Origin of the sequence: Sporanaerobacter sp. PP17-6a (genome assembly GCF_900095615.1) — a bacterium.
GTDB classification, from domain to species: Bacteria; Bacillota; Clostridia; order Tissierellales; family Acidilutibacteraceae; genus Acidilutibacter; species Acidilutibacter cellobiosedens.
Genome location: NZ_FMIF01000002.1, coordinates 1 through 15448 on the forward strand (window position 1 = coordinate 1; position 15448 = coordinate 15448).

Consider the following 15448-nt stretch of genomic DNA (forward strand, 5'->3'; position numbering starts at 1 on the left):
GCCAAAGATTTAATGTAAGCGTTCAGGCTATTATAAACGCTAATCCAGGGATTAACCCGAATAATTTACAAATAGGTCAGGTGATATGCATACCAACTATGGTAGGACCTACACCTTCATGTCCGAACGGATTTCTATACACAATAAGATCAGGAGATACCTTGTTTGCTCTTGGCCAAAGATTTAATGTAGGCGTTCAGGCTATCATAAATGCCAATCCGGGGATTAACCCGAATAATTTGCAAATAGGTCAAGTGATATGCATACCAACTTAATATTATAATTTGAACAATTATTTATAACCCACAGTAAAGTCATAATTTACCTTGACAGAACTTGACATCAAATGGGTTTCAAAATTTACTTTATTAATATAAAGAAAGCTCAAAAATTTAATAATTTAGATTTTTGAGCTTTTAGATATATTATATTTTGCCTTCACCGTCTTTTACTATCTGTTCAAATTCATTTTCCTTAATATGTCTTGTATATCATTTGCAAAATCATTCATAGGTCTTCCGTTACTTATGTTTCTTGCTATAGTACTAATTCTTGAATATAAGTCAGGATTAGTTGTTACATTTACCGTTGTTATATTTTTATCGGCTTCTTTAACTGCGGTTTCAACTTTATTTCGTATATTCGTTGTAAGATTATCATTAGTTGTTCCCTTCAAATCTACTCCGACTAAGGCAGTATTTCCTGTTATTACTGCTGTTGCACTATTTACGTCATTTAATGCTGCAACTCTACGAGCAATATTTTGTGCTCTTTGGTAAGAACCTTGAGTCATATTTCCATTATTATTTGTGTTTAAATTCGTATTCCCATTATTATCAATTCCAGAGTTGTTATTTAAGTTTGATTCAAGTCTTGGAACATTACTTCTCGGCATAACATTTGGAGTTCTTCTTTGAGCCTGATTACCAATCCTTGTTTCTACTCTGCTGTTTGGCCTTTGGGAAGTTTTGGTTCCACAGCCGGCCATTGAGACTGATAATATCGAAGCAGTTAAAATAAGAATTAATTTATTATTTTTTTTCAACTAATCACCTCCTTTTATTATTTTCTCATTTTATATTTTTTTTATTAAGACAGTTTATAATCAATATACTTAATAATGGATTGAGAAAAACAGAAAATGAAAATAAACATATCTTTGGAAAGAAAAATAATATCATAAAAAATTTTATCATAATTGATAAATATTAATATCCAATAAAATAAAAAACAATTAGGCAACAAATTTTTTCATAAAATCAAAATATAAAAAAGGCTTTAATTAAAAATTAATAATAATGAAGCCTTTTTTGAAACCCATTTAACGGAAAATATAAATTAATGGGAATATGATCCTTCTGTATACTATAAAAAAGGATTTTTAAATCCTATTTAATGAAAGATATCTAATGATGTAAATGCAGCTTTCCTATGGTTTATAAATGAAAATTTGACTTTAAGTTACAAAAAAACGCTGTTTAATTTAAAATTATTAAATAAAAAGTAGATTAGCTATATAATACCAAAATATTTATGAAATATTGAAAAAACATAAAATCTTTTGTATAATCATAGATAATAAATGAAAAAATTGAAGGGAGAATTATGAAGGGAAATAATGCAAAACTTGGTGATTTGCTTTTGTATGTAGGGAAGATAACAAAAGAGCAATTAAATGAAGCAATTTCAGAACAGAAAAACAGCGATAAAAAAATTGGAGAAATTTTAGTGGAAAAAGGTTGGGTAAGTGAGAAAGACATTATAGAGGTGTTAGAATTTCAACTGGGTATACCTCATGTAGACTTGGACAGATATTTAATAAATTCGGAAGTATCAAGGCTGATACCGGAAAATTTAGCCAGAAGGTATGATCTAATTGCAGTAGATAAGAAAAATGATTATCTGATTGTAGCGATGGCGGATCCTCTTAATATATTTGCAATTGATGATGTTAGATTGACCACTGGATTTAATGTACAACCTGTAATCTCTACAAAAAAGGATATTGAAAGGGCAATAGATAAATATTATGAAAAAGAAAGAACAAAGAGAGTACTTGAAGAGTTTAAAGAAAATTATATTCCAAATGATGAAACAATCGAGGAAAACCAAGAGGAGATAAATAGTGCTCCCGTTGTAAAGCTTTTAAACTCTATGATAGCACAGGCTGTTAACATGAGAGCCAGTGATGTACATATCGAACCCTTTAACGATAATGTCAGAGTGAGGTTTCGTATAGACGGAGATTTACAGGAAATAATGAATTTATCTAGAAACACCATTTCTGCTATAATTACCAGAATAAAAATAATGGGGAAGATGAATATTGCGGAAAGAAGAATTCCTCAAGACGGAAGAGTTGAAATTAATGTGGACGGAAGAGATATTGATTTGCGTATTTCTACTCTTCCCACAATTTACGGAGAAAAAATAGTTTTAAGGATTTTGGATAGAGGAAGTTTTTTATTTACTAAGAAGGATTTAGGCTTTACTGAAGAAGATTTTATATCATTTGAAAATATTCTTAATCAGCCTTATGGAATGATTTTAGTTACCGGTCCTACAGGCAGCGGAAAAACGACTACTCTTTATACTATACTTAGTGAGCTTAATTCCATAGAAAAGAACATTATAACGGTGGAGGATCCCGTGGAATATAAGTTTAGCGGAATAAATCAAGTTCAGGTCAATAATAAAGCAGGGCTTACATTTGCCAACGGACTCAGATCCATATTAAGGCAGGATCCGGATATTATTATGTTGGGAGAGATACGAGACGGCGAGACGGCGAAAATGGCTGTAAGAGCAGCTATAACGGGGCATTTGGTTTTTTCAACCCTTCATACCAATGATACTGCATCTTCTATAACAAGGCTTGTTGATATGGGAATTGAACCATATTTGGTTTCTTCGGCAGTTATCGGGATAATTTCTCAAAGACTGATAAAAAAATTATGTCCTTTTTGTAAGACACCTTACGAGACAAGTTATAGAGAAAAAAAGATTCTGGGATTGGATACGGAAAAGGACATGGTCTTTTACAAGCCTAATATGTGCAATTTATGTAATAAAGGATATAAAGGGAGAACAGCTGTCCATGAGGTAATGCCCATAGACGAGGATATAAGGAGAGGTATTGACAGAAGAGAGAGTGCCGATTATATTAAGAATTTAGCGATTGAAAAGGGTATGAAAACTCTGTTTCAAAACGCAGTACGGTTAGTGGAAAGTGGCACTATAACTATGGAGGAAGCTTTGAAGGTAGGATACACTTTATAATTAGGAGGCAGATATGGAGATTTCGGATTTAATAAAAATGGGAATAAAATTAAAAGCATCGGATATTCATATAACCGTTGGAGTTCCTCCTGTATTTAGGATTAACGGTATTCTTCAAAATTATGGGGAAAATATTTTTACTCCGAAGGATACGGAATATTTGGTCAAAGAAATTTTATCCGAAGATAAATTTAAAATTCTTGAGGAAAAAGGAGAACTTGATATATCCTTTTCAAGTTCAGGCGTAGGAAGGTTTAGGATTAACGTTTTTAAACAGAGAGGAAGCTTTGGAATGGCTCTAAGAATAATTCCTTTGACAATACCCACTATGGATGAATTGGGGATTCCTCCAATTGCAAAGGATTTATCCATGCTGCCCAGAGGCCTTATATTAGTTACGGGACCTACAGGAAGTGGTAAATCTACAACTCTTGCTTCCATGGTGGATTTGATAAACCATAAGAAAAAATACCATATATTAACTTTAGAGGATCCCATAGAGTATCTTCATAAGCATGATAAAAGCATAGTCAATCAAAGAGAAATAGGAAGTGACTCCTTATCCTTTGCCAATGCATTGAGAGCTGCTTTAAGGCAGGACCCCGATGTAATACTTGTAGGTGAGATGAGAGATCTTGAAACCATGAGTATTGCGCTGACGGCTGCAGAAACAGGGCATTTGGTTCTTTCTACTCTTCATACTATAGGAGCAGCCAGTACCATAGACAGAATAATAGACGTATTTCCTTCTTATCAGCAGCAGCAAGTGAGAATTCAGCTTTCTTCCGTAATACAGGGAATAATATCTCAGCAGCTTCTTCCGATGATTGACGGGAAAGGGAGAATTGCAGCCTTTGAGATAATGGTTGCCACTCCCGCTATCAGGAATTTAATAAGAGAAGAAAAGACTCACCAAATAGATACGGCGATACAGACAGGGAGCAAATATGGGATGCAAACCATGGATAATTCCATGTTGAAACTTTTCAATAAGGGAAAGATATCCGAGGAAACCGTATTGAGCCAATCTGTATTTCCTGATGTTATTAAAAGGTATTTAAAATAGGATGGTGTGAATATGTGGTTTAAATATAGAGCGGTATCAAAGACGGGGCAGCCTATAGAAGGAGTATATGAAGCAGAAAGTTCTAATGATGTGGTAGCAATGCTTAAAGACAAAAAATATTATCCCGTGTCCGTTGAAGAAAAAAAGGTTAACGAAAATAGAAATATTTCTTTTCCCAAGAAGATTTCCAAAAAGGACATGGGAGTATTTTGCAGGCAGTTTTATACAATGTTCAATTCGGGAATAAGTATTGTGAAATGTTTGGATATATTAAGCATTCAAACCGAAAATAAAAAATTAAGGTTAGGGCTAAATTCTGTTTGTGAAAATGTGCAGGAAGGTTTAAGCATATCTGAAGCTATGAAAAAAGAAGAGAAGATATTTCCGTCTCTTTTGATAAATATGGTAGAGGCCGGGGAAGTAAGCGGTAATTTAGATACGATAATGGAAAGAATGGCTTCTCATTATGAAAAAGAAAATAAAATTGAGAATAAGATTAAAAATGCTTTTATATATCCCGCTGTTTTAAGTATAGTAACTATAGGAGTTGTAATATTTCTTATTGTGGTAGTCATGCCTACATTTATAGGAATGTTTGAAAGTAATGGTGCTCTTCTTCCTTTGCCTACAAGAATTTTACTGAGCATAAGTAACAGCATAAAGAATTTTTGGTATTTGTATATATTGATAATCGGTTTGGCTGTAGGATCGTTGAATGCCTATAAGAAGACTGTTTCTGGGAAATTATTTTTTGACGGATTGAAAATCAGGCTTCCGATAATTAAGGACTTCAATATTAAGGTGATTACTTCGAGATTCGCAAGGACTTTGTCGACTCTTATGTCCAGCGGCATACCTCTTATTCAGTCGTTGGATGTGGTGGAAAAGGTATTGGAAAACAGTGTTATATCCGATAAATTTGAAATTGTAAAGGAAAACATAAAAAAAGGTATACCTTTGTCTCAAACCATAGATGACACAAATATTTTTTCTCCTATGGTAGTTTCAATGATTAAAGTAGGAGAGGAATCCGGGTCTATTGATGAGATACTCGATAAAACAGCGGATTTTTATGATGAAGAGGTGGAAACATCCCTCCAGAGGATGACTACAATGCTTGAGCCTTTGCTTATAGTTTTTATGGCATTGATAGTGGGATTCATAGTTATAGCTATGGCAATGCCGATGTTTGACATGGTTAATACAATAAAGATGTAATTTGTAGGGGGTGATATAAAAAAGTAGTACAGCTTTTTATATAAATAAAATTTTAATAATTTTAATAAGGGGGAAGAAAGAATGTTTAATTATTTTGTCAAAAAGATGAGACAAAAAAGAGGATTTACATTAATCGAGCTGGTGGTAGTTATAGCGATACTTGGAATTTTGGCGGCAATAGCAGTGCCCAGATACACAAAATCAAGGAGGAATGCAGCGGTAGCTGCTCACAATGCCAATGTAAAGACTTTGGAAGGTGCGGCAAATTTGGCGATAACCGATGATGAAGCTCTGCCCGAAGGCGGTTGGACAAAGGATACTGAAGAAACGGATGAAGAAGGTGCTGTAGGGTGGAAAGATTATCTTCAGGAGTGGCCGGAAGTTCCGGAATCGGTAAAAAAAGAAATCGATCCGGATACTTACACAGTTACTGTAGAGGAAGATAAAATCAAAGTCGAGCCCGGCTATGCTAAATTAAATGATGACGGAGAAATTGTACTTGATGAAGAAGCTCCTGCTGAATAATATCTGTTAATCAAAGTTTTTAAAGGAGAAAAAAACATGCCTTTAATTATATTTATTTTCGGCACAATAATAGGTTCATTTTTAAATGTATGCGTTTATCGTATACCAAAGGGAGAATCCGTGGTTTTTCCGGGTTCTCATTGTCCCACATGCGGGCATCCTCTTAAATGGTATAATAATATACCCATACTTAGTTTTATATTTCAAAAGGGCAGATGCGGATACTGTAGGGGAAAAATTTCTTTGCAGTATCCCCTTATAGAATTTCTAAACGGAGTTATGTATCTGATATTTTATCATAAATACGGATTGTCTGCGGAATTCATATATTATGGAGCTCTTTGCGGTGTCTTAATTGTATTAAGCTCTATTGACTGTTATAGCGGCATTATACCCGACAGATTTATTTTTTTAATCCTTATTTTTTCTATAATATATAAAATATCTCTTTATATATTTTACAGCGTATCTCCTCAATGGTTCAATAGTATTTTAGGCCTATTGGTAGGAGGGTTATTTTTCCTGACTATATCCGTTCTGTCCAAAGGAGGAATGGGCGGAGGGGATATTAAATTAATCGGAGCATTGGGATTTGTTTTAGGTCTTAAAATGGTATTTTTGAATATATTTTTATCTTTTATTATAGGTGCAATTATATCATTGATGCTTATAGCTTTAAAAAAGAAGGGAAGAAAGGATTCAATCCCCTTCGGACCTTTTATATGTATGGGGTTTCTCATAACATCTCTTTGGGGAGATAAACTGCTTTTGTGGTATATAAATATTTTTTGGGGAAATAATTAGGAGGAATTTTTTTGAAATTTTTATCTTTGATCAATAAAAATATTATTTCTATGGATATAGGTGCTTATGAAATGAAAATTGTAGAAGGAAGAGAAACACCGAAGGGAATATATATATCAAAATGTTTTTCAGTTTCTACTCCCGAGGGAGCTTATGAAAACGGATATATAAAGGATAAGGAGCTTATATGCTATCTCTTGAAAGAAGGAATGGAACATAATAAGATTAAGGATAGACAAACATATATTACGATTAAGAGTTCTGATATCATATCAAGAGAAGTAATTCTTCCTAACGTATCGGGAGAGGAAATAGACGGTATTTTGAAATATCAGGCTGACGAGTACCTTCCCAGGGATTGTGAAGATTATATTATACAGCATAAGGATATTAAAGTTGTTGAAGATGAAGAAGGTAAAAAGAAGAATATACTTATGATTGCAATTCCCAAGGAAATTGTCGAACAGCATTTAAATCTCATAAAGGAGTTGAATTTAAGGCCGGCTGTATTGGATTATCAGTCGAATTCTGCTGTCAAGGCAATTAATTTTTCAGACAGAGCAAATAACGTTTATAACACGAGGGCAGGTACTATTGCCCTTATTGATACAGGATTTGACTCCACAAATGTAACTATAGTTAAGAATGGAATTATTCAGGTAAGCAGAATAGTAGAAAAAGGCGGCAGATATGTAGATAATAATATGATGAATTTCCTTGGAATAGGAAGAGAAGAATTGAATGAAAAAAAAGAGACTATGGGAGAAATAAGGGATATTGATAATGAATATTCCGATGATAACAGGCTGAAAAATATAATGAAAACTTCAATTGAAAGCATACTTGAGAAGATTGAAGAAGTATTTAAATATTATACTTCGAGGGAGACGGGAAACAAAATCGATATGATATTTATATATGGAGGATACTCTCAAATATCTGGGATAGAAAATATCTTTTCTAATTATTACAGTATTCCTTCGGCAAGAATAAATAGTTTGAATAAGGTGTTTATAAATGAAGAATTGAATAAGTACATTAATTGTATCGGGTTAATAATACGGTTGTCGGGAGAGAAGTGATATGAGAGATTTAAATTTTTTTGAGCCTTATATTGAAAAGAAAAATGAAAGAACTAATACAATCAATAAGGAAATAATTTTTTATTTTTCCATAACATTAGTTATAATTGTTACTGCAATATATTCCGTTTCAAATGCCATTAGGGTTAGAAAACTAAATAGGGAAACACTTCTTCTGAAAGAAAAAGTGGAAGATGAAGGAGCTAAAGAAGAGGTTAAGTACACGGAAAATAAGGAAAAAGAGCTTAAAAGTCAAGAAGAAATTGTTACGGGATTAAATAAAGCCGATGAAAAGATTACTTCAATGGATAAAATAGATAATGCTATATTAGAAAAAATTACGGACAAGATGCCGGACAATCTTTTTCTCACTTCAATAAATATTAATCCTTCTTCCATTGAGATATCGGGAAATTCAAAGAACAGATATCTGATTGCGGATTTTGAACGTGGCTTAAATGAAATAAAGGATTTTAAAAGTATATTTATATCAGATATATCTTCACGGGAAAGTTATTATAATTTTACATTAAATATTCAATTTGAAGGTGTGAAAAATAGTGATGGGGAAAAAAGTACGGAAGGAACAAAGAGGGAATCTCATAAGGACAGTTCCGGCGAGGAAAATTCCCAAGATGAACTTCAAAATAAGCCTGACGGAGAATGAAAGAATACTTTTATCTATATTGGTTTTTTTAATAGTATTTTGGGGAATGTTAAAATTTTTTGTTTTTCCCCAAAGAGATAAAATTTTTATGTTGAATTCAACAAAGGACGAATATACTGATATATTGGATAGGAGAAATGGAATATTCAGAAGAGAAGATAAAACGGAAAAGGAATTGATAACGCTGAAAGAAAATAAAGATGATATATACAGAAAATATTTTCCGTCTTTAGATCAAGCACAGATTTTATATATGCTTAACAATATGATCGAAAATTCTGAGGTTAGAATAAATGATATTTCCTTTAGCCCTTATTCTAAAGAAAAAATTGAAGGTATTACCTTTGATTATGTTGACATATCCCTTCCCTATGAAGGATATTATGACGGACTTATGGAGATTTTGAAAAATATAGGGACAAGTTCTAAAAAGCTGGTTATTACAGGGCTTACAATTGACAGAGCAGATGATGATGCGGTAAAGGGGGATATTTTTTTGAGGGCTTACAGTATAGAGGGAAATGATGATGAAAATAAAGATTTTGTTTATATGGAAGAACCTAAAAACAGTTATAAAGAAGATCCCTTTAAATCAGATTTTAATTATGAGAAAATCAAAAATTCTGAGGATCTTTCCGACTCTTTAGAAAACACAGAAAATTCTTCCGGAATTTCCGGGAATAGCAGCTATACATACGGAAGCCAAGAAGAAAGCGGAGAACAGAAAGCTAATAAAAAACTTTTAGAAAGCTTTGATGACGGAGAAATATATTTTATGCCTTCCCACGTTGATATCGGGGGAAGAATATCCAAATCCAGCAATTCCAAAGAAGGAAAATACTCTTTAAGACTGGAGTACAATATTTTGGGATTGGAAAAGGAAAACAGAGCTTTTGTGGATTTAACCGATGAAAATATCAAGATTGATTATCCTCCCGATTCTGTCGGGATGTGGGTTTATTCTTACGGATATTCTCCCGTCACGGTGGGAATCAGATTTTCAACTCAGGACGGAGAAAAAATATATACGAATATTTCCAACGGCATAGGGTGGACAGGATGGAAATATGTTGAAGCTAAGCCTCCTTCCGATTTAAAAGTTTATCCTTTAAAGATTGACAGGATATACGTGGAATTAAATGAAAACAAGAATGATTACGGAGTAATACTTATAGATGAATTGGAAGCGAATTACCCTTTAAACCAAGGGCAAAGTGCATCCGAAGATAAAAACACCTTTATATTTTATGTGGTGGAAAAGGGAGATACTTTAGATAAGATATGTGATAAAACACATAGCAACAGAAACAGGAAGAATGATATACTTAAATATAATGAAATATCCGGGGATCAGGATTTGATTCCGGGAAAAATATTGGTACTTCCGGTACAGGATGGAAGGTGAAAAGTGATGAAGAATAAGAAAAGCATTTTGGTGGCAGTATTTTTTATTTTATTTATATTCTTATTTAACGGGATTTCTTATGGAGATTCTGCTGACGAAGAAAATTATACCGAGGCAAGGACAAAAGGATATGAAAGGGGAATTGCCGACGGACGGGAAAAAGCTCTGGAAAATAAATTGAAGAAAATAGATGATGAATATTATAAATATTTGCCTTCTGCTGCAAGCTTAAAGACAAAGTTTAAAAATATTCTGGAAGATGAGAATGATGAGTATTTTCTGTACTTTTCCCAGGGATACTATGAAGGATTTCAGGTTGGATATGAAGAAATACTTAAACCAGACAAAAAAACCGACAAAAGCTCGGATAGTCAAAATGCAGATAATACAGATGGAAAAGACATGGGAGAACTTTTGGGGAAAATATATGGTATAAGGGATTATTATTTAGGCAAGAAGAATAATTATTATCAATCTCTTCCATCAAATTCAGTTATCATATCAATGTTTAATTTATCTTTGGACAGTAGTTCTTACAGGAGTGCTTTTATAAATGATTTCAGAACATTTTTTAAAGAGAAATATGAGGAAAGCTACAGAGAGGCTAATCTGAATAATGTAAAAATATTTTATGAGAATTCATATGATTACGGAAAAGAAATAGGAATGAGAAACGGAGAACAGGCAGGGACTTTTGATTATTATATGGGATATGCCGATGATCCGAATGATCATTATGTTTCTGATTTAAGCATTATACAGAATTTTAACTTGAAGATGGAAAATGAGAAATATATTGATGGGTTTATAGACGGGTACAGAGACGGCTTTAATGAAGGATATGCAAAATCTTATCAGACAGAGGAAAATCAGAATTTATCTCAGAGTTCCTTGACTAAGCTTATTTCTGCAAAGGGAGAAGAAGTAAAAAGCGATAACGGAAAGATAAATGTTAAAATAGAAAAAGGAACTTTTTATGAAGACAGTATATTAAACATCAATACAAACCCGAGAGGAAATTTTTCACTTCCCGATAATATGATTAAGGGGTCTGAAATAGTAAATATAGGATTAAACAATGAATCTGGAGTTTTTAATGATAATAGTAAAGTGAAAATATCCTTTGAATATTACGGGGATGAAAAGGGAGGAATATACAAACTTATCGATAATAATTGGATTTATATTCCAAGCAATATTGAGGAAGACAGTATTTCCGCTCTGGTTTCTCCATCTTCTATAAAGGGAGAAGGAGGAATATTCAGGGTACTGGTAGATAAAAATTTTTCCGGTTTATATGATATAAGGGGACACTGGGCAAGAGATGAAATTACAACATATATTAAAAGAAGATATGTTTTCGGATATTCCGACAATACATTTAAACCGGACAACCCCATAAGAAGGGGAGAGTTTTTAATTATATTGAGCAGAGTATATGATTGGCATCTTCCTGATGATGTTGAAAATATAGAAAAGTTTAAAGATGCAAATTCCATGAAGGGATATGAGAAAGTTATCGGCTATGCCTTGGATAAAGGGTATATAGGAGGCTACAATGACGATACTTTCAGGCCAAATAATTTTATTACTTATGAGGAAATTGATAATATAATGAAGAAACTTATGAATACCGACGGTTTTAAATGGAGAAATATCGCCGATAAAATTCTTTATATTAAAGATACCCGTTCTAAGAGTTACAATAGTATGAAAAGCTATATATCACGGGGAGAAGTTGTATATATGCTTAATATTATCAATGAAGAAAAATATTGAAAAGAAGAAGGAAATTTATGTTTTTTGTAGAAATAGATACTATAAAAAGAAAATTTCTCAAGAAGGGATTTACTTTTATTGAGCTGATAATAGTTATTGCCATATTTTCTCTGATCTTGTTCATTGCTCTGCCTAAATGGGAGACCGCCTTAAGAATAAGAGAAAGAGCCGAAATAAACACTTTTAAAAGGGATTTAATTTATTGCAGGAACAAATCAATAACGGAAGGAAAGATGTATATTGTAAGGCTTGACACAAAGGAGAATTGCTATTCTTTATATAAAGAAGAAATGAAAAAGGAATTGATAAAAAGAGTTTATTTTGAGAGTGGTTTATTGTTATACAGACAAAATTTTCATGACAACCAGATAATATTTAACCCTACGGGTTCACCCTCTCAGGGAGGAACAATCGGATTAAAAAACCGGAGAGAAGAAATTTTTGAGATTACAATTCAACCTGTAACAGGAAAGATCAATATAGAAAGAAAAGAAAGGTAAATATGAAAAGAAAAGGTTTTTTCCTTATAGAAATTCTTTTGGGATTATTCATATTGGGAATTGTAGCCGTCTTTGTTCTTCCCATATTAAATAATGCATTATACAATTTTTCTTTATTGGAACATAAAATGAAAATGAAATATTATGGGGAAACAGTCATAGAGAATATTAAAAGTTATGATTATAAATTAGGTTCCGATTTTTTTATTTTAGATGAAAGCCTTGATAATATAATGGATAAATTTAAACCCGAGGGAAATGCCGAAATATTTCTTCCCTCTGGTTCTGAGAAGAATAAATATCCCTTTACAATCCGTATTTATAAAGAAGAAGGAGTCCTGTGGAAGATTAGAGTGCTGATTTCTCATAATGGGAGAAAAGTTAAGGATGTGGAATATAAATCATATATTATCAAGAAAAGGGAATAAAGGATTTACTCTTATCGAGGTTGTGTTTTCTTTATGTATATGTTCTGTCATTATTTTAACTTTAAGTTATGTTTTAAATCATTATGCAAAGATGAATAGGAAAGTTGAAGAATTGGATGATATGTATTTAAACGGAAGGTATCTCATGGATTATATTGAAGGAGAAATTAAAGATGGGGATAAAATTATATCATCAGAGAAAATTCCCGACCTGAACAGAATAATAAAGAATAATATGGGGTTTGTGATTCAAAGGATCATTGATGCTGATGACAAGGAAGAATATAAATATATTACATATTATCATAAGGAAGAAACCAAAGAAATTATACGTCTGTCGGTTAGCGGAGGAAATGAATATCCTCATGGAAAGAGATTTAAAGAAGGAGGCCATAATTCAATTTGCCAGCATATAAAATCAACTGATACCTATGTAGACTTTGAAAGAAGTATAATTCGGCTTTCCTTTATATTCGACGGAGAGATTAACGATGATTTATTGTTAGAAACTGATATCTTTATAAGATGCCTGAGGGATTATTGATTTGAGGTGTGAAATTGTCTGAGAATAAAGGTTATATAACGATAATTTCGTTATTTGTAATGGCAATACTAATGTTTATGGGAATTTTTCTTTTATATCTTTCTTATTTGGAAAGAATGATTGTTAATTCTGCAATTCAAGCGGATCAATGTTTTTATTCAGGAGAAGGCAAGATTTATTTATGTTTGAATGATGAAAGGTATTATAAAGAAGAAATTCTTCCGAGGATTAAACATTATTTGATTTTTGGAAGAGAGGGTAATTTTCCTAAAGGAAACAGGATAAAGATCGCTGAAGAGGATTTGCTGATTCAAAATGACAATCCTTACGTAACCATGAAAATATCTGAGAAAGACGATAAATTAAGAGGTTGTCTCAACACAAACAGCATATATATAAACTCAAAAAAAAATATAGAAGGATATTTTAATATTTTAAATTCTTTTTATGAAATGGGATTTCCGATTCTTAGGGAAGATCTTTTTGAGGAAGAAGAAAAAGAAGAATTTAATGCTTTTTTATCAGAGACAATAAGAGAATTTGATCATCTGATTGTAGATAATAAAGTAGTGATTAATTCAATTGGAAATGAAAGAATAGATGTTGTTTTTAGTGAGGATGGGCAAAAGGTGTCCGTTGAGTTGTACAGACCAAAAGAAAGATTTCCCCATGAAAGGTTTGTTTTGAATTCGGAAGAATTATTTTTGGTTGTTAAAAGAGAGAAAGGAATACAGCCTTTTGTGAGTATTTTAAATGATTTTTCTGATAAGGACAAAAAGGTCAAAGGGATATTATATGTTCAGGGAAATTTAATTATTAATGATCAAATAAATATAGAGGGCATTTTAATGATTGACGGAGGGGAAATAGTATGTAATTCATTGGGGAAACCATCTGTTAGTGGAATAACTTTTTTAAATGAATATAAGGGACAAATAGATGATTTGTCAGAAAGAATAGAGTTTAGCTTTGATAAGAGGTTAATCAGAAAATTTGGAATTTATATTGATAATTATATAAATCCTAAATTAATAGCTATTAAGGAGAAAAGATAAAATGATAAAATTACATAATTTAATGGAAGACGAAGTGGAATATATAATAGATAAATTGCTAAAGAAAAGAAAAGATGTGTGTAGTTGCGAAAAGTGCAGACTCGATATTGAAGCAATATCGTTAAATAATTTACCGCCTAAGTATGTAGTTACAAAGATGGGAGAGATATATGAGAGGCTGGATATTATGAATTTTCAGTTTGAAGCGGATTTGGTTAAGGAGGTAGAAAAGGCAATACAAATAGTTAAAGATTCTCCTCATCATACGGATATGGAGAGGTAAAAAATATTTTTATTAAATATAGGAAATAATTAATATAGCATAAATTTTAATCTTGTAGGAATTGTTAGGAGTTGTTATAATTAAAATGATATAATTATTTTTTTAACTATTAATTAAAACTATTTATTGCTCCATATAGTGAGATAATTATATATTGCTCGATAAAATTAGAAGTACTAAATTATTCAGGAGATGAAATTTTTAATAGGAGGTTTTTTTATGATTTCTGCAAGTGAATTCAGAAAGGGCGTAACATTTGAAATGGACGGAGATGTATATCAAGTTATTGACTTTCAGCATGTTAAGCCAGGTAAAGGTGCGGCTTTTGTAAGGACAAAAATTAAAAGCGTTATGACAGGTGCAATAAAAGAAATTGCATTTAATCCAAATGATAAATTTCCTAAGGCCCATATTGAAACTAAGGAAATGCAGTATTTATATAATGATGGAGAATTATATTATTTTATGGATAACGAAAGTTATGAACAGATTCCATTAAATAAAGATCAAGTAGAAGAAGCCATAACTTATATTAAGGAAAATGATAGTGCTACAATAAGATTTTATCAGGGAAAGCCTTTTGAAGTTCTTCCGCCGAATTTTGTGGAACTTGTTGTAACTCATACAGAGCCGGGATTAAAGGGAGATACCGCAACAGGTGCCAATAAGCCTGCTACTCTGGAAACAGGAGCCACTGTATTAGTGCCTTTATTTGTAAATGAAGGGGATAAAATTAAAATTGATACAAGAACAGGAGAGTATTTATCAAGAGCTTAGGAAACAATAATATTAAGAAAAAAATATAAGGAGGGG

17 protein-coding genes are annotated in these 15448 nt (G+C 32.1%); 16 read left to right on the plus strand and 1 reads right to left on the minus strand.

The window, feature by feature from the left end; genetic code table 11:
- A partial coding sequence (locus PP176A_RS01030) for a LysM peptidoglycan-binding domain-containing protein (RefSeq protein ID WP_143037621.1) occupies positions 1–275 on the plus strand: 275 nt, incomplete at its 5' end.
- Positions 276–451: 176 nt separating this feature from the next.
- Here the strand turns inward: PP176A_RS01030 and PP176A_RS01035 are convergent.
- Positions 452–1045, minus strand: a complete 594-nt coding sequence (locus PP176A_RS01035) for a YhcN/YlaJ family sporulation lipoprotein (protein ID WP_071138590.1) — start codon at positions 1043–1045, stop codon at positions 452–454.
- Positions 1046–1605: 560 nt separating this feature from the next.
- Here PP176A_RS01035 and PP176A_RS01040 point away from each other — a divergent pair.
- The 15 genes from PP176A_RS01040 (at position 1606) to efp (ending at position 15412) form a co-directional block, all read left to right on the plus strand.
- On the plus strand, positions 1606–3279 hold the full coding sequence (locus tag PP176A_RS01040) for a GspE/PulE family protein (protein ID WP_071138591.1): 1674 nt from the start codon (positions 1606–1608) through the stop codon (positions 3277–3279).
- 13 nt (positions 3280–3292) lie between these two features.
- Entirely contained in the window at positions 3293–4345 is a 1053-nt protein-coding gene (locus PP176A_RS01045; RefSeq protein ID WP_071138592.1) for a type IV pilus twitching motility protein PilT, read from the plus strand.
- A gap of 12 nt (positions 4346–4357) precedes the next feature.
- Entirely contained in the window at positions 4358–5563 is a 1206-nt protein-coding gene (locus tag PP176A_RS01050; RefSeq protein WP_071138593.1) for a type II secretion system F family protein, read from the plus strand.
- Between the two features lie 81 nt (positions 5564–5644).
- A complete protein-coding gene (locus PP176A_RS16655; RefSeq protein ID WP_071138594.1) occupies positions 5645–6088 on the plus strand; it encodes a type II secretion system protein in 444 nt (147 codons plus the stop codon).
- A gap of 36 nt (positions 6089–6124) precedes the next feature.
- The gene (locus tag PP176A_RS01060; RefSeq protein WP_071138595.1) at positions 6125–6892 is read left to right on the plus strand and encodes a prepilin peptidase; all 768 of its coding nucleotides are present in this window, start codon (positions 6125–6127) and stop codon (positions 6890–6892) included.
- 11 nt (positions 6893–6903) lie between these two features.
- Positions 6904–7974, plus strand: coding sequence for a pilus assembly protein PilM (gene pilM, locus PP176A_RS01065; RefSeq protein WP_071138596.1), 1071 nt, complete (start codon positions 6904–6906; stop codon positions 7972–7974).
- A gap of 1 nt (position 7975) precedes the next feature.
- The gene (locus PP176A_RS01070) at positions 7976–8641 is read left to right on the plus strand and encodes a PilN domain-containing protein (RefSeq protein WP_071138597.1); all 666 of its coding nucleotides are present in this window, start codon (positions 7976–7978) and stop codon (positions 8639–8641) included.
- The gene (locus PP176A_RS01075) at positions 8610–10046 is read left to right on the plus strand and encodes a LysM peptidoglycan-binding domain-containing protein (protein WP_071138598.1); all 1437 of its coding nucleotides are present in this window, start codon (positions 8610–8612) and stop codon (positions 10044–10046) included. Before PP176A_RS01070 ends, PP176A_RS01075 begins: the two co-directional genes overlap by 32 nt.
- Before the next feature lie 6 nt (positions 10047–10052).
- The gene (locus tag PP176A_RS01080) at positions 10053–11825 is read left to right on the plus strand and encodes an S-layer homology domain-containing protein (RefSeq protein WP_071138599.1); all 1773 of its coding nucleotides are present in this window, start codon (positions 10053–10055) and stop codon (positions 11823–11825) included.
- 17 nt (positions 11826–11842) lie between these two features.
- Entirely contained in the window at positions 11843–12325 is a 483-nt protein-coding gene (locus tag PP176A_RS01085; protein ID WP_071138600.1) for a type II secretion system protein, read from the plus strand.
- Positions 12326–12327: 2 nt separating this feature from the next.
- Entirely contained in the window at positions 12328–12753 is a 426-nt protein-coding gene (locus tag PP176A_RS01090; protein ID WP_071138601.1) for a type II secretion system protein, read from the plus strand.
- The gene (locus tag PP176A_RS01095; RefSeq protein WP_071138602.1) at positions 12713–13297 is read left to right on the plus strand and encodes a prepilin-type N-terminal cleavage/methylation domain-containing protein; all 585 of its coding nucleotides are present in this window, start codon (positions 12713–12715) and stop codon (positions 13295–13297) included. Before PP176A_RS01090 ends, PP176A_RS01095 begins: the two co-directional genes overlap by 41 nt.
- Before the next feature lie 14 nt (positions 13298–13311).
- Complete coding sequence (locus PP176A_RS01100) at positions 13312–14352, plus strand: hypothetical protein (protein ID WP_071138603.1); 1041 nt, start codon at positions 13312–13314, stop codon at positions 14350–14352.
- A gap of 1 nt (position 14353) precedes the next feature.
- A complete protein-coding gene (locus tag PP176A_RS01105; protein ID WP_071138604.1) occupies positions 14354–14635 on the plus strand; it encodes a late competence development ComFB family protein in 282 nt (93 codons plus the stop codon).
- A gap of 219 nt (positions 14636–14854) precedes the next feature.
- Positions 14855–15412 (plus strand): elongation factor P, encoded by a 558-nt coding sequence (gene efp, locus PP176A_RS01110; RefSeq protein WP_071138605.1) that lies wholly within the window; start codon positions 14855–14857, stop codon positions 15410–15412.
- The last annotated feature ends 36 nt before the right edge of the window (positions 15413–15448 follow it).